The 21,742-nt window shown below is 52.0% G+C and carries 18 protein-coding genes; 17 read left to right on the top strand and 1 reads right to left on the bottom strand.

Annotated elements, in window-relative coordinates:
* Positions 1 to 64 precede the first annotated feature (64 nt).
* Both FMM72_RS05510 and FMM72_RS05505 read left to right on the top strand, forming a co-directional pair.
* A complete protein-coding gene (locus FMM72_RS05510) occupies positions 65 to 1,447 on the top strand; it encodes an MBOAT family O-acyltransferase (protein ID WP_162220819.1) in 1,383 nt (460 codons plus the stop codon).
* Between the two features lie 12 nt (positions 1,448 to 1,459).
* Positions 1,460 to 2,614, top strand: coding sequence for a DHHW family protein (locus tag FMM72_RS05505; RefSeq protein ID WP_162220818.1), 1,155 nt, complete (start codon positions 1,460 to 1,462; stop codon positions 2,612 to 2,614).
* A gap of 139 nt (positions 2,615 to 2,753) precedes the next feature.
* Here the strand turns inward: FMM72_RS05505 and FMM72_RS05500 are convergent, their stop codons facing one another.
* On the bottom strand, positions 2,754 to 4,154 hold the full coding sequence (locus FMM72_RS05500; protein ID WP_162220817.1) for a sodium-dependent transporter: 1,401 nt from the start codon (positions 4,152 to 4,154) through the stop codon (positions 2,754 to 2,756).
* Positions 4,155 to 4,377: 223 nt separating this feature from the next.
* On the opposite strand from FMM72_RS05500, the gene FMM72_RS05495 reads away from it, so the two are divergent.
* The 15 genes from FMM72_RS05495 to FMM72_RS05425 all read left to right on the top strand — a co-directional run bounded on the left by FMM72_RS05495 (position 4,378) and on the right by FMM72_RS05425 (position 21,742).
* Complete coding sequence (locus tag FMM72_RS05495) at positions 4,378 to 4,674, top strand: YlmC/YmxH family sporulation protein (protein WP_160208632.1); 297 nt, start codon at positions 4,378 to 4,380, stop codon at positions 4,672 to 4,674.
* A gap of 183 nt (positions 4,675 to 4,857) precedes the next feature.
* Positions 4,858 to 5,607 (top strand): 30S ribosomal protein S2, encoded by a 750-nt coding sequence (gene rpsB / locus FMM72_RS05490; protein ID WP_160208635.1) that lies wholly within the window; start codon positions 4,858 to 4,860, stop codon positions 5,605 to 5,607.
* Between the two features lie 36 nt (positions 5,608 to 5,643).
* The gene (tsf, locus tag FMM72_RS05485; RefSeq protein ID WP_160208637.1) at positions 5,644 to 6,564 is read left to right on the top strand and encodes a translation elongation factor Ts; all 921 of its coding nucleotides are present in this window, start codon (positions 5,644 to 5,646) and stop codon (positions 6,562 to 6,564) included.
* A 158-nt stretch (positions 6,565 to 6,722) separates the two neighbouring features.
* Positions 6,723 to 7,445, top strand: coding sequence for a UMP kinase (gene pyrH / locus FMM72_RS05480; protein WP_160208640.1), 723 nt, complete (start codon positions 6,723 to 6,725; stop codon positions 7,443 to 7,445).
* A complete protein-coding gene (frr, locus tag FMM72_RS05475; RefSeq protein ID WP_160208642.1) occupies positions 7,438 to 7,992 on the top strand; it encodes a ribosome recycling factor in 555 nt (184 codons plus the stop codon). The genes pyrH and frr overlap by 8 nt, the downstream gene beginning before the upstream one ends.
* A gap of 89 nt (positions 7,993 to 8,081) precedes the next feature.
* A complete protein-coding gene (locus FMM72_RS05470) occupies positions 8,082 to 8,810 on the top strand; it encodes an isoprenyl transferase (protein ID WP_162220816.1) in 729 nt (242 codons plus the stop codon).
* 45 nt (positions 8,811 to 8,855) lie between these two features.
* On the top strand, positions 8,856 to 9,692 hold the full coding sequence (locus tag FMM72_RS05465) for a phosphatidate cytidylyltransferase (RefSeq protein ID WP_162220815.1): 837 nt from the start codon (positions 8,856 to 8,858) through the stop codon (positions 9,690 to 9,692).
* A gap of 23 nt (positions 9,693 to 9,715) precedes the next feature.
* Positions 9,716 to 10,873 carry a 1-deoxy-D-xylulose-5-phosphate reductoisomerase gene (locus FMM72_RS05460; RefSeq protein WP_162220814.1) on the top strand — a complete coding sequence of 386 codons (1,158 nt, stop codon included), beginning with the start codon at positions 9,716 to 9,718 and terminating at the stop codon, positions 10,871 to 10,873.
* An 86-nt stretch (positions 10,874 to 10,959) separates the two neighbouring features.
* Positions 10,960 to 11,985: a M50 family metallopeptidase gene (locus FMM72_RS05455; RefSeq protein WP_162220813.1), complete on the top strand. Its 1,026-nt coding sequence runs from the start codon at positions 10,960 to 10,962 to the stop codon at positions 11,983 to 11,985.
* 66 nt (positions 11,986 to 12,051) lie between these two features.
* The gene (gene ispG / locus FMM72_RS05450; RefSeq protein WP_162220812.1) at positions 12,052 to 13,101 is read left to right on the top strand and encodes a flavodoxin-dependent (E)-4-hydroxy-3-methylbut-2-enyl-diphosphate synthase; all 1,050 of its coding nucleotides are present in this window, start codon (positions 12,052 to 12,054) and stop codon (positions 13,099 to 13,101) included.
* Between the two features lie 5 nt (positions 13,102 to 13,106).
* A complete protein-coding gene (locus FMM72_RS05445) occupies positions 13,107 to 17,444 on the top strand; it encodes a PolC-type DNA polymerase III (protein WP_162220811.1) in 4,338 nt (1,445 codons plus the stop codon).
* A gap of 90 nt (positions 17,445 to 17,534) precedes the next feature.
* Positions 17,535 to 18,746: an ATP phosphoribosyltransferase regulatory subunit gene (gene hisZ, locus FMM72_RS05440; protein ID WP_160208659.1), complete on the top strand. Its 1,212-nt coding sequence runs from the start codon at positions 17,535 to 17,537 to the stop codon at positions 18,744 to 18,746.
* Positions 18,743 to 19,390, top strand: a complete 648-nt coding sequence (hisG, locus tag FMM72_RS05435) for an ATP phosphoribosyltransferase (protein ID WP_160208661.1) — start codon at positions 18,743 to 18,745, stop codon at positions 19,388 to 19,390. The genes hisZ and hisG overlap by 4 nt, the downstream gene beginning before the upstream one ends.
* On the top strand, positions 19,387 to 20,679 hold the full coding sequence (gene hisD / locus FMM72_RS05430; RefSeq protein WP_162220810.1) for a histidinol dehydrogenase: 1,293 nt from the start codon (positions 19,387 to 19,389) through the stop codon (positions 20,677 to 20,679). Before hisG ends, hisD begins: the two co-directional genes overlap by 4 nt.
* A complete protein-coding gene (locus FMM72_RS05425; RefSeq protein WP_162220809.1) occupies positions 20,672 to 21,742 on the top strand; it encodes a pyridoxal phosphate-dependent aminotransferase in 1,071 nt (356 codons plus the stop codon). Before hisD ends, FMM72_RS05425 begins: the two co-directional genes overlap by 8 nt.

Here is a 21,742-nt window from a genome sequence, read left to right as displayed (position 1 = left end):
GGTAAAGTGTACTGGATAGCGTTTATTCAGTACGCTTTTGTTTTGGAGTCGGGGGAGGGGTTCCATGGTTTTCAGCAGCCTTTTGTTTTTATTCCGCTTTATGCCGGTGACATTTCTTTTATATTATGCGGCGCCTAAGCGGTGGAAGAATTTTGTTCTTCTCGTCGCAAGCCTGTTTTTTTATTCCTGGGGAGAAATTCGTTTTTTTCCAATCATGGTTGCTGTGATTTTGGTCAACTACTTTGCAGGGCTTGCAATCGGGAAATGGCGGACGCATCGGGGATTGTGCCGCGCTATACTGATGATCTCGCTTGTGTTCAGTATTGGCTGGCTGGCATTGTTTAAATATGCTGCATTCTTTATTACAAATCTGAACGCGTTGACGGGGTTGGGGCTGGCTGTCCCTATATTGACGCTGCCGCTTGGCATCAGTTTTTATACCTTCCAGATCATGACCTATACGGTTGATGTCTATGCCGGCAAGGTGCAGACAGAGCGCAGCCTGATTAATTTTGGCACGTTTGTTGTTCTGTTCCCACAATTGATCGCAGGCCCAATCGTAAAATATTCCGATATCAGCCGCGAGCTGCATGAACGAAAAATAACGCTCGCCCAGATTCAGGACGGCATTGCCATTTTTATACTCGGCCTTGGCAGCAAGGTTTTGATCGCTAATTCTGTTGGCGCACTGTGGACTGAACTTTCAACGGATGTAGGTTTTGCAAACATATCAACCATGTTAGCCTGGCTTGGCCTGGCCGCTTTTACGCTTCAGATCTATTTTGATTTTTCCGGTTATTCGCTGATGGCGATCGGCCTTGGCAAAATGCTTGGTTTCACATTTCCACAGAACTTCAATTATCCTTATATTTCCCGCAGTGTTACAGAATTTTGGCGGCGCTGGCATATGACGCTTTCTGGTTGGTTCAGGGAATATGTGTATATTCCGCTTGGCGGCAACCGGTGCAGCCCCGGCCGCAATCTGTTCAATCTCCTTGTCGTTTGGTCACTGACCGGGCTTTGGCACGGCGCGCATTGGAATTTTGTCCTGTGGGGCATTTACTATTTTGTGCTGCTTGTTATCGAACGCATGTGGCTTCGCCCTGTGTTGGACAAGCACCATATATTGTCGCATATCTATGCGATTTTAGCGTTTATGCTCGGATGGGCGCTATTCGCGATTGAGGATCTCGGACAGGCCGGCGTCTTTTTCAGCCGTCTGTTTATTCCACATGGCGGAACTGACTGGATGTTTTATCTGCGCAATTACGCAGTGATTCTGGCGCTTGGTATCTTTCTGTCAACGCCCGCGTTTAAAAGGCTGGCGCAGCGTATTCCAAAACGGTTGCAATGGATATGCATCCCGTTTCTTGGACTGGTGCTGGTGCTTTCCATTGCATATCTTGTCGATTCAACATACAATCCGTTTTTATATTGGAACTTTTAAGGAGGGAGCCGTTTGCAGTTTCTTAAAAAATATCCGCTGTTGATTCTGTTTGCGGTTTTCCTGTATGCCTTGGCGATTGCAAGCCTGCTGGCGCCGCCGCGTGAGGACAGCGTTATGGAAAACCGCAAGCTTGCGCAAAAGCCCAGGTTGACCGTATCGTCTTTGTTGGCTGTGCGTACAGCCGATAAGTATACGCAAAAATACGAAACCTTTATGAACGATCAGTTTATCGGACGTGACGGTTGGATCACGTTAAAGTCGATCTGTGAGTCGGCGCTTGGTAAAATCGAAAACAACGGCGTTGTTTATGGCCAGGACGGCTATATGTTCGATAAATTTACTTCTCTTGATGAGCGCCGCCTAAAGCTCAATATCCAGACAGTCGCGGAGTTTGTGAATGCATATGGTTCCGGTACGCCTGTAACGATAGCGATCGTCCCCAACTCTTATCAAACGCTTGCGGATGAGCTGCCGGCAGGGCTTGATAATATCGACCAGGCGGCTGAGATTGAGGCGCTGTACAAACAGCTTCCAGATATGGCGCATAAACTTGATCTGTTGCCGGTTATGCGTAAGTCTGCCGATGCAGGGCAGGCATATTACCGTACGGATCACCATTGGACGACGCGCGGCGCTTATGCGGCCTATCAGGCGTTTGCATTATCGCGTGACCTGCAAGCCGCCGATTGGGAGCAGCTCGCGCCGATGAGACAGGAACAGCCCGGCTTTTATGGGACGTATTATAATAAATGTAAGCTGTTTTCCGCCAAACCGGATACCATCGAATGGTATGATATCCCCATTGATTCCATGACCATCGCCGGAAAGGAGATGGGCGGTATGTATGATATGGAAAAGTGGGGAAAAAACAACAAATATGATGCGTTTCTTTGGAGCAATAACGATTTGACAATTATCCGTTCCCAAAACAACTTAAATCATGAGGAAGGAAAAACAACACGTATTCTGCTGGTCAAGGACAGCTATGGAAACAGTTTTGCGCCGTTTTTAACTTATAGCTATGACGAGATCTGGGTGGTCGATCCACGCTTTTTGATGACGCCGATGAGTGAACTGATGACGCAGAATACTTTTGATGATGTGTTGATTCTTTATAATTTTAAGAGCTTTGCGGAGGACAGCAATATTTATACCATCTCAAAATAAGATCGGACTTTATTAAACAAATATCCCCTGGCAAGATCCAAGGATTTTGATATGGCTGTGATGGAAACTGCCGGTGAGCGGCTCATAAAAAGCGGGCGTGTCATTTCAAGATGAAATGACACGCCCGCTGGAATATCCCTTACTTTAAAAGGCCTGCGCCTATCAGTAAAGGGCGAAATACCTTTTCCCAGTAGCCCTGCGCAAAGATATAAATTACAATCAGCGGCAGAATATAGGTGACATAAACCCGCGTCCATTTGGGGAATTTTAAGCCTTTGCCTGTATCAGCTTCCGCTGTGAAGTTTTTCCATCCCCATCCATAACGGGAGGTACAAAACAACAGGTACACAAGTGAGCCGAGCGGAAGCAGATTGTTGCTGACGATGAAATCCTCAAGGTCCTGGATGGTGCTGCCCGATCCAAGCGGAGCGAAGCTGCTGAGAACATTAAAGCCAAGCACACATGGCAGGGACAGAAGGATGATCAACACAATATTAAAAAGAACGGCACGTCTGCGCGTCCAACCCCATAGATCCATACCGAACGAAACAATATTTTCAAATACTGCAATGATAGTGGAAAGCGCGGCAAACGACATGAACACAAAGAACAGCGCCCCAAAGAGCCTTCCAGCCGGCATAGCATTGAAGATATTGGGGAGTGTGACAAATACCAGTCCCGGACCTTGACCCGGATCGGTACCGAAAGCAAAGCAGGCAGGGAAAATGATCAATCCCGCCATCAGCGCGACAAAAGTGTCAAGAAGCGTAATGTTGACTGATTCACCAGTGAGCGACCGGTCTTTGCCAATGTAGCTTCCAAAGATCGCCATCGCGCCGATACCCAGACTCAAGGTGAAAAATGCCTGCCCCATCGCAGCGAAAACAACCGTTGATATGCCTTGCTCGGCCATTTTTCCGAAATCCGGCATCAGATAGAAGCGAAGCCCGGCCGACGCGCCTGGAAGCGTGACAGACCGCACCACCAACACAAGCATAACGAACAACAGACAGCTCATCATAAACTTTGTGATTTTCTCGACACCGTTTTGAAGCCCCAGGGAACAGACGCCGAAACCGAGCAGAACAACAATCACCATCCAGGCGCCCATCAGAACTGGTTGGCCAAGCATACCGTTAAAGATACCAGCGACCTCTTCGGGTGTCTTGCCAACAAATTCCCCCATAGCCATTTTAAAGAAATAGATCAGCATCCATCCGCCGACAGTCGTATAGAACATCATCAGCATATAGTTGCCAAGCATCGCGCCATAGCGATAAAGATGCCACTTTGTCCCTTTCGGCTCTAAAACATTAAAGGAAAGCGCCGCGCTTTTCTGGCTGGCACGACCGACAGAAAACTCCATAGCCATAATCGGCAGCCCCAAAACCACAAGAAAGAACAGGTAGACCAGGACAAAAGCTGCTCCGCCATACATGCCGGTGATATAGGGAAAGCGCCAGACGTTTCCAAGTCCGATGGCGCATCCCGCCGAGATCAGCAAGAAACCGAGCCGGGAAGAAAATTTTTCTCGTTGCATTTTAATTCCTCCGAGGATTCACAAATTATTCACAACTATCATACGGGATTTTTTGTTAAAAGTCAACGAAATTTGATCGGAATTTGTATCATATGAAAATATACTGAGGGGGATTGGGTGAGCGGCTCATGCGCTGAAAACGGAAATGATAGGGAAGTATAATCCTTTATCGCCCAGAATAGAATCGTATAGAATACATAGTTTATCAAAAGGAGGAACCGCGATGTTCTGCCGCCTTGGCGATCTTCGAAGCAAATTTGTCATCAATGTACGTAACGGCGGAAAATTGGGATATGTCTCCGATGTTGAAATCGACACGGCGACGGCAGCCGTAACATCTCTGATTATTCGGGGACGACTGCGCTTTTTTGGATTGCTTGGCCGCGCTGAGGATATTGTGGTCCAGTGGGCCGACATTGAGGTGATCGGAGAGGATACGATTTTGGTCAATCATACGTTGCCGGCTGACAGCGGCGCTGGTAAGGGCGGAGGGTTGTTCCGCATCCTGTCAGAGGATTGACGGATTTCAAGTAAAAATGTTGCATTTTCTCTTGCAATTTCTCTCTTTTTGTGATAATATATTACGGCTGGTAAAAAGCCGGCAGAACACACACCATGCGATCATCTGATCGGTGTCCCGTTTTGGGATGATGGGATGAGATGAACATGGTGGAGGAAAATAACCGAAAGAGAGGAATTTATCATGGGCGTTGTATCAATGAAGCAATTGTTGGAGGCGGGCGTTCATTTCGGCCATCAGACAAGGCGTTGGAACCCGAAGATGGCGCGCTATATTTTTACGGAGCGCAACGGCATCTATATTATTGACCTCCAGAAAACTGTTAAAAAGCTGGACGAGGCGTATATGTTCGTGCGCGATCTGGCTGCAAACGGCGGCAATCTTCTGTTCGTCGGCACCAAGAAGCAGGCCGGAGATTCCGTCAGGGATGAAGCGACCCGCGCCGGCGCATACTATGTTAATGCAAGATGGCTCGGCGGTATGCTGACCAACTTCAAGACGATCCGCCGCCGTATCGACCGTCTCGCGCAGCTGCGCAAGATGCAGGAGGACGGCACGTTTGATCTGCTTCCAAAGAAGGAAGTCAGCAAGCTCAACCTTGAGATTGAAAAGCTTGAAAAGTTCCTCGGCGGCATCAAGGATATGAAGAAGCTGCCGTCTGCGCTGTTTGTGGTTGACCCGCGTAAGGAAAAGATCGCTGTCGCGGAAGCGCGCAAGCTTGGTATCCCGATCGTTGCAATTGTTGATACCAACTGTGACCCGGATGAGATCGACTACGTAATCCCAGGCAACGACGACGCGATTCGTGCGGTTCGTCTGCTGTCTGCAACGATGGCCGACGCGCTGATCGAAGGCCGCCAGGGCAGCGCCGAAGCGGCGCCGGAGGAAGCTGCTGAGAAGGAAAACGAAGCGGACGCGTCCGCCGCGAAGTAAAAACACGAACGTTTACGATAGACGGAGGTTAACAGCATGGCATTTACTGCGAAAGATGTACAGGCGCTCAGGGAGCGCACCAATTGCGGCATGATGGACTGTAAAAAGGCCCTGACCGAAGCGGGCGGGGATATGGATAAAGCGATTGAAATCCTGCGTGAAAAGGGTCTGGCTGCCGCTACCAAAAAGGCTGGCCGCATCGCCGCCGAGGGTGTTGTCCTCGCGACAGTCGATCCTGATACCAAGGTCGGTGTTGTGATCGAGGTCAATTCTGAGACGGATTTTGTCGCCAAGAATGAAAAGTTTATTGATTTTGTCAAGTCCTGTGCCAAGACGGTTGCCGCCAATAAGCCGGCAGATATTGACGCGCTGATGAAGCTGCCTGCGGCGGGTATGAGCATGACCGTTGAGGAGGAGCTTCGTGACAAGATTCTGACGATTGGTGAAAACATGAAGATCCGCCGCTTTACCTTTGCGGAAGGTCCGCTCGTCACATATGTGCATGGCGGCGGCCGCATCGGTGTTATGGTGACCTTTGATACAGATGTCGCTGATAAGGACGGTTTTGAGGCGTATGCAAAAGATGTCGCAATGCAGGTAGCGGCTATCAATCCGGCGTATCTCAACGCGGAATCTGTTCCGTCTGAGATCATCGATAAGGAGAAGGAGATCCTCGCGGCGCAGATCGCCAATGATCCCAAGAGTAAGAATAAACCCGAACAGATCATCGCCAAGATGGTTGAGGGTAGGATAGGCAAGTATTACAAAGAGAACTGTCTGCTTGAGCAGGCATTCGTTAAGGATGGCGACATTACCGTCAGCCAGTATACTGAGAATACGGCCAAGGCGCTTGGTGGTACGATCAAGGTGACCAGCTTTGTTCGTTACGAAAAGGGCGAAGGACTTGAAAAGCGTGAGGATAACTTCGCCGAGGAAGTCGCCAGCATGATGAAATAATAAAAAGGCCGCCGGATATCCGGCGGCCTTTTTATTACGATATATATGCAGATATAAAATATATGTCCGTACCCTTTACTTTATCCGGGGATTATTGTAAAATAGAAACGGTACTAATCAGAAATTTTTGTAAATATTTGAAGCTCTGGAGGTCAAATATGCCATTAAAGTATAAACGGGTACTGTTAAAGCTCAGTGGTGAGGCGCTCGCAGGAGACAAAGGCTTCGGTATCGATTACGATGTTATCCGTTCAATCAGTGAAAGCATCCAGAAGTGCGTTGCGCTTGGTGCTCAGATTGGTATCGTTGTTGGTGGTGGGAATTTTTTCCGTGGGCGCAGCAGCGACCAGATTGATCGGACACGCGCTGATCATATGGGGATGCTGGCGACAGTCATGAATGCGTTGGCTCTCGCTGACGGACTTGAAGCGCAGCAGGTCCCTGTGCGTGTACAGACCGCGATTACTATGCAGCAGATCGCTGAACCATATATCCGCGGCCGTGCGATCCGTCACCTGGAGAAAGGACGCGTTGTGATCTTCGGATGCGGGACGGGAAATCCATATTTCTCCACAGACACGGCATCGTCTCTGCGTGCAGCGGAAATTGACGCCGATATCATTCTCAAGGCTACTATGGTCGATGGCGTCTACGACCGCGATCCGCATAAATATGAAGCCGCGGTACGTTATGACAACGTTTCGTTCCAGGAGGTTCTGGAGAAAGGACTTGGCGTCATGGACAGCACAGCCGCCGCCATGTGCCGTGATAATAATATCCCTGTGCTTGTGTTCAGCCTTTCCAATCCGGATAATATCCTTGCCGCGATCAGCGGTGAACAGATCGGAACCATTGTTAAGGAGGAAAAAGCAGATGAATGAACGTTTGAAACATTACAACGAGAAAATGGAAAAAACCATCAGCGTGTTGGAAAATGAATATGCGGCGATTCGCGCTGGCCGTGCGAACCCGGCGGTACTTAACAAAATTACAGTCGATTACTACGGGACGCCTACACAGATCCAGGCGATGGCTGCAATTTCTGTATCTGAAGCGCGTATTCTTGTCATCCAGCCGTGGGACAAATCGACACTTCGATCAATTGAAAAAGCGATTCAGGCGTCCGACATCGGTATCAACCCAACAAATGATGGCACGGTCATCCGCATTGTCTTTCCGCCTTTGACTGAGGAGCGCAGAAAAGAGATCTGTAAGCAGATAAAAAAGCAGGGAGAGGACAGCAAGGTTGCGATCCGTTCGATCCGACGCGACGCCAATGAGAAATTCAAGGCGTTGAAAAAATCAAGCGAGGTCAGCGAGGACGAGGAAAAGGATCTTGAGGATCAGATGCAGAAGATGACCGATAAATTCTGCAAACGTATTGACGAGATCGCCGCGAAAAAGGAAAAGGAAATTCTCGAAATTTAAGGATCTTTGAAAATATAGGGTTCGTCAGACTGCCGGCGGGCAAATATCAGTTAACGGCGGCGGACTCTTTACCGGAGTGAAACAATCAAATGGCAAACACACCGTTTGCCGATGTGCCGTCCGGCTCTATGCCGGCGCACATCGGCATCATTCTTGATGGAAATGGACGATGGGCCAAAAAGCGCGGTCTGCCGCGCAGCGCCGGCCATCGGCAGGGCGCGGATACTTTTGGCAAGATTGCGCGTCGTTGTCGTGAGATCGGCGTGAAATATCTGACGGTCTATGCGTTTTCAACGGAAAATTGGAAACGTCCGCCCGATGAGGTTGAGGCGCTGATGAATCTTTTGCGCCGCTATTTAACCGATACCTATAAGCATCGCGATGAAAATGCACGCCTGCGTTTTTTAGGGGAACGCGGTCCGCTTTCGCACGATATTCGCAAAATGATCGAGCGTGTGGAGCGTGACAGCGCCGACAATACGGCGATCAATGTGAACATTGCGCTCAATTACGGCGGGCGCGATGAAATTGTTTATGCGGCGCGTGCGATTGCAAAACAGTGCTCAGAGGGAACGCTTGATTGGGAATCGATTAATGAGCATCTGTTTTCTGAGAGGCTATATACAGCCGGACAGCCTGACCCGGATCTGATTATCCGCCCAAGCGGTGAGCAGCGCATTTCAAATTTTTTGCTTTGGCAGTCAGCCTATGCGGAGTTTGTGTTTATGGATGTGCTGTGGCCAGACTTTACACCCGCACATCTCGACCAGGCAATTCATACCTTTTTAAGCCGCGACCGGCGGTTCGGCGGCGTGTAATGCAGTGGTTCATGCTACGTGTGAACCTGAATGGAGTCCTTTAACATGAAACAGCGATTGATCACATCCGGCATCGGCCTTTTAATTTTGTTTATGGTCTGTGTCTTTTTTGATACAGCCGTTTTGAATGCAGCGATAGCACTTATTTCATTATTAGCGGTTCATGAGCTGTTGTCCGCGACAGGGTGCTTCAAGAGCCGGGCAGTCGCCATCCCGGCGCTGTTTTTTACGGCAATGATTCCTTTTTTACCAATGCAATGGGCCATGCGGTATATCGTACCGATCTGCTATATTTATGTGGCAGCGCTGTTTATTGCGCTGCTGTGTTTCCATGAAAAGCTTCATATCGAACAGATTGCAATGAGTTTTCTGTTCTGTCTGGTGATTCCGTTTTCTTTGACAACAGTGGTCTATATCCGTGACAGATATGGAATGTGGCTTGGTATTTTTTATGTATTGATGGCGCTGGGCGGCGCATGGCTTTCCGATACAGGCGCCTATTTTGCCGGAAGGGCGTTTGGAAAGCATAAACTCGCGCCATATATCAGCCCCAAAAAAACCGTGGAGGGCGCTGTTGGTGGAGTTATATTTGCGGAGGCGGCGATGCTTCTGCTGGCGTGGCTTTATTCCTTGGCGGCTGCTGCGCTCGGACATCCGATTATTGTGAATTATGCGGCTATTCTGATCGTCACGCCGGTGCTGTCTGTTTTCAGTATTGTGGGGGATTTGTCCGCATCTGTGATCAAGCGTCAGTATAAGGTCAAGGATTATGGTTCCATCATGCCGGGACATGGCGGAATCATGGATCGATTTGACAGTGTATTGATGGTGGCTCCGCTTGTCTTTATGGCAAGCCGGTGGTTTCCGCTGGCGCATCTGTAATTTGATGGAAAAGGGGCGTTTCTTTGACGAAGAAAATCGCGCTTCTGGGATCAACCGGCTCGATTGGTGTCCAGACGCTGGCGTGCTGTAAAGCACTTGGATATCAGATCAATGTTCTTGCTGCAAACAAAAGCGTTGATCTTCTTGAGCAACAGGCGAGGGAATTTTCCCCTCGCTGTGTTGTCGTTTCGGACAAAAACGCATATACAGACATCAAAACGCGTCTGGCCGACCTGCCGGTCCGAATTTTGGCAGGCGTCGATGGGATGTGTGAATCCGCTGCGCTGTCTGAAAATGACGTCGTCTGCAACGCTGTTGTCGGTATGGTCGGCCTGCGGCCCACACTCGCCGCGATCGAGGCGGGAAAGACTGTTGCGCTTGCCAACAAGGAAACGCTTGTTGCCGGCGGACGGCTTGTTATGGAGGCAGTTGCCCGAACAGGCGTCGACCTGCTGCCGGTCGACAGCGAACACAGTGCGATCTTCCAGTCGCTCCAGGGAAGTAATCGCGCCGATCTTTCCAAAATCATCCTGACCGCTTCCGGCGGTCCGTTTCGCGGAAAAAGCGCCGCAGAGCTCGAGCATGTTTCATTGGCTGATGCCCTGTGCCATCCGAATTGGTCGATGGGAGCGAAAATCACGGTCGATTCCGCGACGCTGATGAACAAAGGGCTTGAGTACATTGAAGCGATGTGGCTGTTTGGATTGGCGCCGGATCAGATCGAAATCGTTGTGCATCCACAAAGCGTTATCCATTCGGCGGTTGAATTCTGCGATGGAGCGGTCATTGCACAGCTTGGCGCTCCAGATATGGCCGTTCCAATCCAATATGCGCTGACTTGGCCGCGCCGGATGAAAACATCTGCCAAGAGATTATCACTTGTGGAGTATGGAGCCTTGACCTTTGAACGTCCTGATTTTGAAACGTTTGCTTGTCTGCGCCACGCCATCGAAGCGGCGCGGCGCGGCGGACTTTATCCCTGTGCCGTAAATGCTGCAAATGAACAAGCCGTTGCGCTTTTTTTGGATAATAGGATTGGTTTTTCAAAAATTGGGCTTGCGGTAGGCCATGTGCTGGAAGCAATCTCGTGTAAAGGCGACGAACAATACACGGTACAGGAGATCGATGAAACGGATAAAATGGCCCGGGCGCTTGTTCTGGAATATTGTAAAAGTAGATAAGAATACTATAAAGAGGATGGTTTTACATCCTGATTACAGCGCCCCGACGGGGTGGGACGCTATGGCATGGTGAGGAACTTGAATTTATGAGCATTGTTTTTCAGGTGATCGTCGCAATCCTTGTATTTGGCCTCTTGATATTTGTCCATGAGCTGGGACATTTCACGGTTGGCAAGCTTTCCGGAATGCGTGTCAACGAATTTGCGCTCGGCATGGGGCCAGTGCTTTGGTCGCGCACGCGCGGCGAAACAAAATATTCGCTGCGGGCCTTGCCGATCGGCGGTTATGTGTCGGTCGAGGGAGAGGATGAGGACAGCTCCGATCCGCGCGCGTACTGCAACGTGAGGCTCTGGAAACGGATTTTGTTTGTCTGCGCCGGTGCGGCGATGAACCTGTTGCTTGGATTTGTGATCCTGTCTGTGCTTGTCTCCATGCGCACATCTTTGCCCACAACCATCATTTATGAGCTGCGCAGTCCGCAGGCATCCGCGTCGGAACTGCGTGTCGGAGATAAGGTTATCAGCGTAAACGGACACCGTGTCTTTACTTCAAACGACATTTCCTTTTCAATCGTCAGCGACAAGGATGGGGTCGTTGATTTTGTTGTGATCCGTGACGGGCAAAGAATCTCTGTGCCCGGCGTTAATCTCGGTATGACCGTTATGGAGGACGGTACACGTGTCGTTGACCCGGGATTTGTGGTGGATATCGCGCCAAAAACCTTCTGGGGCAGCGCGCGGTACGCGGTCCTTTGGATGTTTTCTATTATCCGGCAGGTCTGGCTTTCGTTTATCAATCTGATTACGGGTAACTTTACGCTCGCGGAGTTGAGCGGCCCGGTCGGCGTTTCGACTGTGATCGGGCAGGCGAGCACGGCCGGGATTAAGACGCTGCTGCTGCTCGTGGGGTTTATTACAGTCAACATCGGCGTATTTAACCTTCTGCCTATTCCGGCGCTCGATGGTGGGCGGCTTCTGTTTTTGCTGATCGAGCTGGTCATTCGCAGACCGGTTAATCAAAAATATGAAAGCGTCATTCATGCGGCGGGTTTTATTCTTCTGATGGGGTTGATGCTTGTTGTCACCTTCAATGATATTCTAAGGTTTTTTTAAAAACAGCCCCTAAGCAATCCATGCAGAATGCTAAAATTTCAAAGGATCTGAAGAAAAGGAGCTTTCATGACAAGGACGGTTCAAATTGGATCGGTAACAATCGGCGGGGACGCGCCCATCGCGGTGCAGTCAATGCTCAATGTACCTGCGTCGGATATCGCAGGAAACATTCGCCAGGCGCGTGCGCTTGAGGCGGCAGGCTGCGACATAATCCGCGTAGCGGTCCCTGATCGCGTGTCGGTCCGGCTGGTGGAGGAGATCCGAAACGTAGTGCGTATCCCGCTTGTCGCTGACATCCATTTCGATTACCGTATTGCGCTTGATTGTGTCGCGGCGGGTGTCGATAAAATCCGTATTAATCCTGGAAACATCGGCGGCGACGCGCATGTGCGCGCCGTCGCTCACGCGTGTGCGGCCGCCGGCGTGCCAATTCGCATCGGCGTCAATTCCGGTTCCCTGGAAAAACAGATTCTTGCCAAATACGGCGCGCCGACACCGCAGGCGCTTGTCGACAGCGCACTGTATCACGCACAGCTTTTGGAACGGTTTGACTTTAACAACATTGTTATATCGATCAAATCATCCAATGTTCCGACTATGATTGCGGCTTACCGCTTGGCGGCGGCACAGATGGATTACCCATTGCACCTGGGCGTAACAGAGGCTGGTACGCGCCGTATGGGGATTATTAAATCCGCGGCCGGCATAGGCTCTCTGCTTTGCGACGGGATCGGTGATACGATTCGCGTGTCTCTGACAGATGACCCGATCGAGGAGGTCAGGGCGGCGCGCGATATTCTGAAGGCTGTCGGAAAGGGAACGGGCGTTGAGATCATCTCCTGTCCAACCTGCGGGCGCACACAGATCGATTTGATCGCGCTTGCCGGACGTGTGGAGAAGGCTTTGGCGGACTGTGACAAGCCGATCAAAGTTGCTGTCATGGGGTGCGCAGTCAATGGACCTGGCGAGGCGCGTGAAGCTGATATCGGTATTGCAGGCGGAAACGGTGAGGCGCTGCTTTTCAAAAAGGGGGTGCCGGCCGGCAAATATCCGGAGGAGCAAATTCTTGACGTGCTGCTGGAAGAAATCGGGCGGATGCAGCCTGAAGGAGTGTAAAAGATTTGGCGTCCCTGATCGAACTGTTTGGCGAATACATAGAGCTGCCGTCTGGCGCGCTTGCGCGCGGGACGGTGCTCAGTATGCAGATCGACCAGCAGAAACGGTCGATGGCCGTTTTGCTCGGTTTGGACGAGTTGACGCCGCATGCGGCGCTTTCTGAACTTGGCCGCCGTCTGGCAGCGGCATTTTCCTTAAACGACGCTGCGGTTCGTCCGCGTTATGACGGCGGTATGCTTTCAAGCGAGCATCTGCCGGAATTAATTGCGCGCCTTGGCAGCGAAGGCGTGCCGGTCAACGGCTTCTTTACCGGCTGCCGCTGTGATTTGGTTGATGAAACGCTGCGTATCTATCTGACGCATGGCGGGCAGGAATTCCTTGAAAGCATCCATTGCCCGCAAAAGCTTTCCGCAGTTATACGCGAGGAATTTGGGCGCGAGGTGCGGATTGTATTTGACGGCGTGCTTGAGGTCGCGCCTGACAGCGCGCTGTATCGGGAAACAGTTGAGAAGGTGCGCCCTAAACCGATCAGGTATACGCCGCCCGCTCCGCAGCAGGCGGAAAAGAAGCCGGAGAGCAGCGCGGTTATCCCAGCGGCGGCACGCCTTTCCTTTGACGCGCATGATTTGCCGTTTGAGCCTGGTTCCATGGTTACGCTTTACGGCAATCCGCCGAAGGGCCGTCCTGTGGAGATGGCACAGGTTAATATTGAAAGCGGCAATGTGACGGTATGGGGCGATGTGTTTAAAATTGACCGCCGTACCAGCCGCGATGAAAAGACGCTCATTTTATCAATCTACTTTACTGACTACACTGGCTCTTATTGCGCGAAGGTGATCGGCCGGTTTGATAAGAAGATGAAAGCGCTCGATGAACTGCACGAGGGCGATACGGTCGCCATGCACGGTCTGATTGAATACGACCGGTTTGACCGTGAGAATGTGATGCGGCCCGACAGTATCGCGACTGTGAAGAAAATACCACGACGTGATCTCTGCGAGGAAAAGCGCGTGGAGCTGCACATGCATTCAAACATGTCGGCGATGGACGGTATAACGCCCGCGGCCAAGCTGATTAAACGCGCCTACGAATTTGGGCACAAGGCGGTCGCAATCACCGACCATGGCGTGGTGCAGGCGTTTCCGGACTGTATGAACGCAGTTTCCAAGATCCGCAAAAGCGGCGGCGATATCAAGGTAATCTACGGCGTTGAAGCCTATTTCGTCGACGACGTGGTCCAGGCTGTCAGCGGCAATGCGCACGGCGGGTTTGACAGCGAAATGATTGTGTTCGACCTGGAGACGACCGGCCTTTCCGCTGCGACTGAACGCATCACGGAGATCGGCGCGGTGAAACTGCGCGGCGGCGAGATCGTCGACCGCTTCAACACATTTGTAAACCCGGAGCGTTCGATCCCGCCGAAGATTACAGAGCTGACCGGCATCACCGACGACGATGTGCGCGGCGCGCCGCTCGAAGGGGAGGCGCTGCGTCAGTTTTATGCGTTCTGCGGGGGCGGTAATGCAGTGCTGATAGCGCATAACGCGCCGTTTGACACAAGCTTTCTGCGGCAGTGCGCCAGGCGGTGCGGCATGGAATACAATTTTACTGCGATTGATACGGTCGTGCTGTCGCGCTCCCTATTTCCGGAGCTGAAAAAGCATAAGCTTGATATCGTTGCAAAGCATCTCGGGCTTGGCGAGTTCAATCACCACCGCGCCTGTGACGACGCTGAAATGCTTGCCCGGATTTACATACGTATGATGGAGCTGATGCAGTCGGAGCGCGCATGCAGCAATATTGGACAGATCAACACGTCGCTCGCCGCAGTCGATGTCAAAAAATCGCCGACGTATCACCAGATTATCCTGGTCAAGAATCTGACGGGGTTAAAAAACCTTTACCGCCTGATTTCGATTTCCCATCTTGATTATTATGCCAAACGGCCGCGTATCCCCAAAAGCAAGCTGATTGAACACCGGGAAGGTCTTTTGATCGGAAGCGCCTGTGAAGCCGGACAGCTTTACCGCGCGATTGTGGAAGGGAAAAGCTGGAGTGACCTGTGCGACATCGCGCGTTTTTACGATTATCTGGAAATCCAGCCGGTTGCAAACAATGAATATATGGTGCGTAGCAATATGGTTGCGGACGAGCAGGCAATCCGTGAATTTAACGAGACGGTCGTGCGGCTTGGAGAGCGGTTGAACATTCCAGTTGTCGCAACCTGTGATGTCCACTTTATGGATCCAGGCGATGCGAAATTCCGGGCGATTCTGATGGCTGGCATGGGCTTTGCCGACGCCGACCAGCAGGCGCCGCTTTATTTCCGCACAACCGATGAGATGCTCAAGGAATTTGAATACCTTGGTGCGCAGAAGGCGCATGAGGTTGTCATAGAGAACCCAAACTTAATTGCGGACATGGTGGAGAATATCAAGCCGATCCCGGATGGGACCTTTACGCCGACTATTCCAGGCTCCGACGAGGATTTGCAGCGCATCACACGCGCCAGGGCCATAGAACTTTATGGTTATCAGGGACAAGCGCCTGAGCTTGTGTCCAAGCGGCTTGAGCGCGAGCTTGGATCGATCATCAAGCATGGGTTTGCCGTGCTTTACATGATCGCGCAGAAGCTGGTGGCCAAAAGCGAGGAGGGGGGCTATCATGTCGGTTCGCGTGGTTCGGTCGGTTCGTCGTTTGTTGCAACGATGGCCGGCATTTCCGAGGTCAATCCTTTGCCGCCGCACTACTACTGCCCAAACTGCCATTACAGCGAGTTCATCACCGACGGCTCGGTCGGTTCCGGCTTCGATCTTCCGGAAAAGGCCTGCCCAATGTGCGGCACCTCCTACAAGCAGGATGGGCATGACATCCCCTTTGAAACGTTTCTCGGCTTTGACGGCGACAAGGCGCCTGATATCGATCTGAACTTTTCCGGTGAATATCAGGCGCAGATCCATAAGTATACGGAGGAGCTGTTCGGTCCGACGCACGTATTTAAGGCCGGTACCATTTCGACCGTTGCAGAAAAAACAGCATACGGTTTTGTCAAAAAGTACGCGCAGGAGCGCGGACTGATTATGACGCGTGCAGAGGAGGAGCGCCTCGCGATCGGATGCACCGGCGTCAAGCGCACGACGGGCCAGCATCCGGGCGGCATGGTCGTTGTGCCGTCCGACCATGAGGTTTTTGATTTTTCCGCGGTGCAGCGGCCGGCGGACGATCCGAATTCTGATATTACTACGACGCACTTTGATTTCCATTCGCTGCATGATACGATTCTCAAGCTGGACGAGCTCGGACACGATGTTCCGACAATGTATAAGTATCTCAAGGATATGACCGGGATCGACGCCAATGACGTTCCGATGAACGACCAGAAGGTCATGAGCCTGTTTCTCTCGCCCAAGGCGCTTGGCGTTACCGAGGAGGAGATCGACTGCAACACCGGCACGCTCGGTATCCCGGAATTCGGTACAAATTTTGTCCGCGGTATGCTGATCGAAGCGCAGCCGAAAAATTTTTCCGACCTGCTGCAAATCTCCGGCCTGTCGCACGGAACAGATGTTTGGCTGGGAAACGCCCAGGAGTTGATTAAAAATAAGGTCTGTACAATTTCGAATGTCATTGGTACACGCGACAGCATTATGACATATTTGCTGCACAAAGGGCTGGAACCGAAGATGGCGTTTAAAATCATGGAGATCACCCGTAAAGGCAACGCGCCGAAGCTTCTTACAGAGGAACACATGGCCGCTATGAAGGAACATGGCGTACCACAGTGGTATATAGACAGCTGTCTAAAAATCAAGTACATGTTCCCGAAAGCACATGCCGCGGCGTATGACATTGCTTCAATCCGCCTGTGCTGGTTCAAGGTTTACCATCCGCTCGCGTTTTACGCGGTTATTTTTACAGTGCGCGGCGGCGATTTTGACGCAGAGGCCGCCGTGCAGGGCAAATCGGCCACAAAGCGCAAAATACAAAATCTGCTCCAGATGGGTAACGAGCGAACGGCCAAGGATGAGGGTGTTTTGACCATGCTCCAGATCATCCACGAATGTCAGGCGCGGGGTTATTCCTTTTTACCGGTCGATCTGTATAAATCGCATTACAGTATTTATGAGGTGGAGGACGGCAAGATCCGCCTGCCGTTTATGGCGCTCAAGGGCGTGGGGGAGGCGGCCGCCAGGAGCCTGTGGGAGACGGCCAAAACCGAGCAGTTTATCTCGGCGGACGATATTTCAAACCGCGCTGGCGTTTCCAAGTCTGTCATTGAAATGCTGCGCAGTGCAGGCGCGCTTGGTGATTTGCCGGAAACATCCCAGGTATCGTTTTTTTGAAAAACAGGGTGCGTTTGCAGCTCTTGACAACTTCGTTTTACTGTGATAACATATTAGCACAATAAAGTAAACCGCTTCTAGGAGGCTTCCATGAGATACTACGACAAGGTGACGCCCGACGGGACCCGCGACCTGCTGTTTGACGAATGTGTTTTGCGCGGGGAGGCTGTCGGCCGCCTGACCGCAATGTTTCGCGCGCGCGGCTACCGGCAGGTCATCACACCGGCGATCGAGTTTTACGATGTGTTCGGTTCCTCAGCCGCACATTTTCCGCAGGAAAATATGTATAAGCTGACCGACACGCGCGGCCGTCTGATGGTCATACGTCCGGACTGCACAATCCCGATCGCCCGCCTGGTGGCGACGCGTCTGGCGGCGTCCCCGATGCCTCTGCGCCTCTATTACAGCGAAAATGTTTACCGTGTGGAGCATGATTTGCGCGGTAAACGCAACGAGGTGTTTCAGACCGGAGTGGAGCTGATCGGTTCCAATGCGCTGCGCAGTGATCTGGAGATTGTAGAGCTGGCTGCCTCGGGACTTTCAGACATCGGTGGGGAACGGTTTCGAATTGAGCTGTGCCATGTCGGATACTTCAAGGCGCTGATTGACAGCCTGGACGCGCCGGATGAAATCAAGGAACAGATTCGCCTGTGTATTGAGCAAAAGAATTATTCGGCGCTCGGCGACCTGCTCGAGCCGTTTGGGACGGCGCGCGCCGCGCAGGCGCTGCGATATCTGCCGCGCCTATTCGGCGGCGAGGAGGTCTTTGAGAAGGCATATGCGCTTTTTGATGAGAACGGCGCGAAAGAAAGCCTTGACTATCTGCGTTCCATTTACGACTATCTGCGCCAGCTTGGGCTGGAAGGCAGCGTAATCGTCGATCTGGGGCTTGTCAATCAGATCGAATATTATACCGGCATCATCTTCCGCGGTTATTTCGACGGCATCGGCGAGCCGGTTTTGTCGGGCGGGCGTTATGACAACCTGATCAGTGATTTTGGCGCAGCTCTGCCCGCAGTCGGATTCGCTGTCAATGCCGATCTGGCGGCTGCTGTCATTGAAAAGCAGCCGCCGCAGACGCCGGATATCCTGGTGTTTTCCGACGAAGCGCACTTGCCGCAGGCGGTCAACTATATCCGTTCGCTGACCGATAACGGCCTTGTCGTGGAAAGCAGCATGTTTGACGACTATGACGCGTCGGCCGACTATGCGCGCCGCCGCGGTATCCGTCAGCTTCATGTTGTTGACGATGACATTGAAACAGTTGATCTTTTTAAAACGCAGCGGGAGGGACGCGAGTGATGAAGCCGATCCGGATCGCCCTGACAAAGGGCAGGCTTGAAAAGGACAGCATTGCGATGTTTGAGCGTCTCGGCCACGACTGCACAGCGGTCCGCGAGAAGGGAAGGCGGCTCATTTTGCCAATCGCAAATGCGAATATGGAGGTTGTGCTCGCCAAGGCGGCTGATGTGGCGACTTATGTTGAAAATGGTGTTTGTGACATCGGCGTTGTCGGCAAGGATACCATCATGGAGATGGGCGGCGCCTTTTATGAGGTGGCCGATCTTGGGTTCGGCCGGTGCCGGTTCGCCCTGGCCGTACCGGAGGGCGTGGATTTTTACGCGGGATATCATACGCGCTGTGTTGCGTCGAAATATGTCAATGTGGCGCGCGCTTTTTTTGAGCGGAAGAATATGGATGTCAACTTTGTAAAGATCGAAGGTTCTGTTGAGCTGGCGCCGATCTTAGGGTTGTCCGATGCGATTGTTGACATTGTTGAAACAGGCGCGACTCTGAAGGAAAACGGGCTTGTTGTAGCGGAATATATCACCGATGTCAGCGCGCGGTTGATTGTCAATATTGCGAGCCTAAAGCTGCGCAAAGCGGAGATCGAACCGTTTATTTCAGAAATTGAACAGTATTTGACCAGGGAGGACGACGCATGATCAGGATTGTCAGGGCGGACGGCCGTGCGGAACGCACACTGCTTGATACGCTGCGTGAACGCAGCAGGGAGGTTGACAAACGGGTAACGGCCGCCGTTACGGAGATTATTGAAGCGGTGCGCGATGGCGGAGATGAAGCGGTGCGCGCATTTACAATGCAATTTGACGGCGCGTGCCCGGATACGTTTGAGGTGGATCGCGACGAAATCAACGATGCGCTGACGATGGCGGACCCTGAATTTATCAACGCCCTGCTTGCCGCTACAGAGCAGATTTCAGAGTTTCATTTGCGTCAGAAGCAGCAGAGCTTCATTGATACGCATGACAACGGTGTGATGATTGGGCAGCGCGTCCGCGGCTTGGCCCGCGTGGGGCTTTACGTGCCGGGGGGGACGGCGGCTTATCCGTCGTCTGTGCTGATGAACTGTATCCCGGCGCGTATCGCGGGCGTGGGGGAAATCGTCATGGTTACGCCGCCGATGAAGGATGGGCGCGCAAATCCCGATATTCTCGCGGCTGCTGCGGTCGCAGGTGTTGACCGGGTGTTCCTGATGGGCGGTGCGCAGGCTGTCGCGGCGCTCGCATATGGAACCGGGAGCGTGCCGCGCGTCGATAAGATCGTCGGGCCGGGCAATATCTATGTCGCGACGGCTAAACGTCTGTTATACGGCGTTGTCGATATTGACATGATCGCTGGGCCGAGCGAAATCCTGATCGCAGCCGACGACACAGCCGATCCCGTCTATCTTGCGGCGGATATGATGAGCCAGGCGGAGCACGACGCGCTCGCATCGGCTATCCTGCTGACAACAAGCGAACGCATCGCACAGGAAACGGCCGCCGAGCTTGAACGCCAGGTTACCGCCCTTTCGCGCGCTGAGATTATCCGCCAATCGCTTGAAAATTATGGCGCGATCATCATTTGCCGCTGTACACAGGAAATGATCGACCTGGCTAACGAGCTTGCGCCAGAACATATGGAGATCATGACAGAAAATCCGCTCGAATATATCGGGAAAATAGACAATGTCGGTTCTTTGTTTTTGGGTAAATATTCGCCCGAGCCGCTCGGCGATTACTATGCAGGTCCCAACCATGTGCTGCCAACCTCCGGCACGGCGCGATTTTTTTCACCGCTTGGCGTCGACAGCTTTGTAAAGAAATCGAGCTTTTTATATTATACGCAGCCCGCGCTGATGGAAGCGCAGGGGCATATTGTGCGGATTGCTGAGCGCGAAGGGCTTACAGCGCACGCAAATTCGATCAAAGTGAGGTTTTCCGATGTCTGATCAAGCGACCTATGAGCTGCCTGAAAAGCTGAAAAACCTGATCCCCTACGCGCCGCTTGAGGGCCTTTTCAATATTCGTCTTGACGCGAACGAGAGCTTTCTTTCGCCGCCGCCGGAACTGCTTTCCGAGTTTGCGCAGGCAATTTGCTCCATTGATTTTAACCGTTATCCGGATCCATACTGCACAGAGCTTTGCGAAGCGTTCGCCGGCTTTTTTTCAGTTGCCCCGTCGCATGTGGTCGCGGGTAACGGATCGGATGAATTGATCGGTTTGATCGTCAGTTGGTTTACAAATCCTGGGGATGTAATGGTCACGGTTACGCCGGATTTTTCCATGTATGCGTTTTATGCGCAGCCATGCGGCGTACACCATATCGCATTGGATAAGGATGCGTTTTCTCTGGAATTTGAAGCAGACAGACTGATCAAAACAGCACGGGAGAACAATGCGCGTCTTGTGATGTTTTCCAATCCCTGCAATCCGACCTCCCTGTGCGCCTCGCAGGATGCGGTGCGCAGGGTGGTGGAGGCGCTGCCCGGCTGCCTTGTCGTCGTCGATGAAGCGTATATGGATTTTGCTGGCGGCTCGCTGCTTTCAGAAACCGGAAAATATCGGAATATGATCGTACTCAAGACCTTTTCAAAGGCGTTCGGGATGGCGGCGATTCGGTTAGGTTTTGCCGTCGCACATCCAACATTGGCGATTGCGCTAAAGGCCGCAAAATCTCCGTATAATGTGAACTCGATGACGCAGGCGGTCGGCCGCGTTCTGCTTTCACATCCCGATTATATCAAGTCCTGTATCGAAGACATCAGGCAATCGCGCGATGAACTTCATGATCGTCTGTGCGCGCTTGCCTCGGTCAAGGATGACATCCAGGGCGTTTGGAATACGCAGGCCAATTTTGTCCTGCTTCAGTTATCCAACGCGCAAAAAACCGCTGGCCAGATGGCGGCGCGCGGGGTGGCGGTGCGCAATATTGGCGATTACCTGCGGATTTCAGCAGGCGGCCCGCCGGAAAACCGAGCTGTGATTCGTCTGCTAGACGAAATTCTGCATTGA

The sequence above is a fragment of the Anaerotruncus colihominis genome, from assembly GCF_010206195.1.
Lineage (GTDB): Bacteria > Bacillota > Clostridia > Oscillospirales > Ruminococcaceae > Anaerotruncus > Anaerotruncus colihominis_A.
Note: the sequence above shows the minus strand (reverse complement) of the source record. Positions and strands in the feature narration are given on the sequence as shown.

Coding starts and splice junctions, on each gene's coding strand:
- FMM72_RS05425 (WP_162220809.1), top strand. CDS start 20,672: ATGTCTGATCAAGCGACCTATGAGCTGCCTGAAAAGCTGAAAAACCTG.
- tsf (WP_160208637.1), top strand. CDS start 5,644: ATGGCATTTACTGCGAAAGATGTACAGGCGCTCAGGGAGCGCACCAAT.
- FMM72_RS05495 (WP_160208632.1), top strand. CDS start 4,378: ATGTTCTGCCGCCTTGGCGATCTTCGAAGCAAATTTGTCATCAATGTA.
- FMM72_RS05510 (WP_162220819.1), top strand. CDS start 65: ATGGTTTTCAGCAGCCTTTTGTTTTTATTCCGCTTTATGCCGGTGACA.
- rpsB (WP_160208635.1), top strand. CDS start 4,858: ATGGGCGTTGTATCAATGAAGCAATTGTTGGAGGCGGGCGTTCATTTC.
- frr (WP_160208642.1), top strand. CDS start 7,438: ATGAATGAACGTTTGAAACATTACAACGAGAAAATGGAAAAAACCATC.
- FMM72_RS05465 (WP_162220815.1), top strand. CDS start 8,856: ATGAAACAGCGATTGATCACATCCGGCATCGGCCTTTTAATTTTGTTT.
- pyrH (WP_160208640.1), top strand. CDS start 6,723: ATGCCATTAAAGTATAAACGGGTACTGTTAAAGCTCAGTGGTGAGGCG.
- FMM72_RS05470 (WP_162220816.1), top strand. CDS start 8,082: ATGGCAAACACACCGTTTGCCGATGTGCCGTCCGGCTCTATGCCGGCG.
- hisD (WP_162220810.1), top strand. CDS start 19,387: ATGATCAGGATTGTCAGGGCGGACGGCCGTGCGGAACGCACACTGCTT.
- FMM72_RS05500 (WP_162220817.1), bottom strand. CDS start 4,154: ATGCAACGAGAAAAATTTTCTTCCCGGCTCGGTTTCTTGCTGATCTCG.
- hisZ (WP_160208659.1), top strand. CDS start 17,535: ATGAGATACTACGACAAGGTGACGCCCGACGGGACCCGCGACCTGCTG.
- FMM72_RS05455 (WP_162220813.1), top strand. CDS start 10,960: ATGAGCATTGTTTTTCAGGTGATCGTCGCAATCCTTGTATTTGGCCTC.
- ispG (WP_162220812.1), top strand. CDS start 12,052: ATGACAAGGACGGTTCAAATTGGATCGGTAACAATCGGCGGGGACGCG.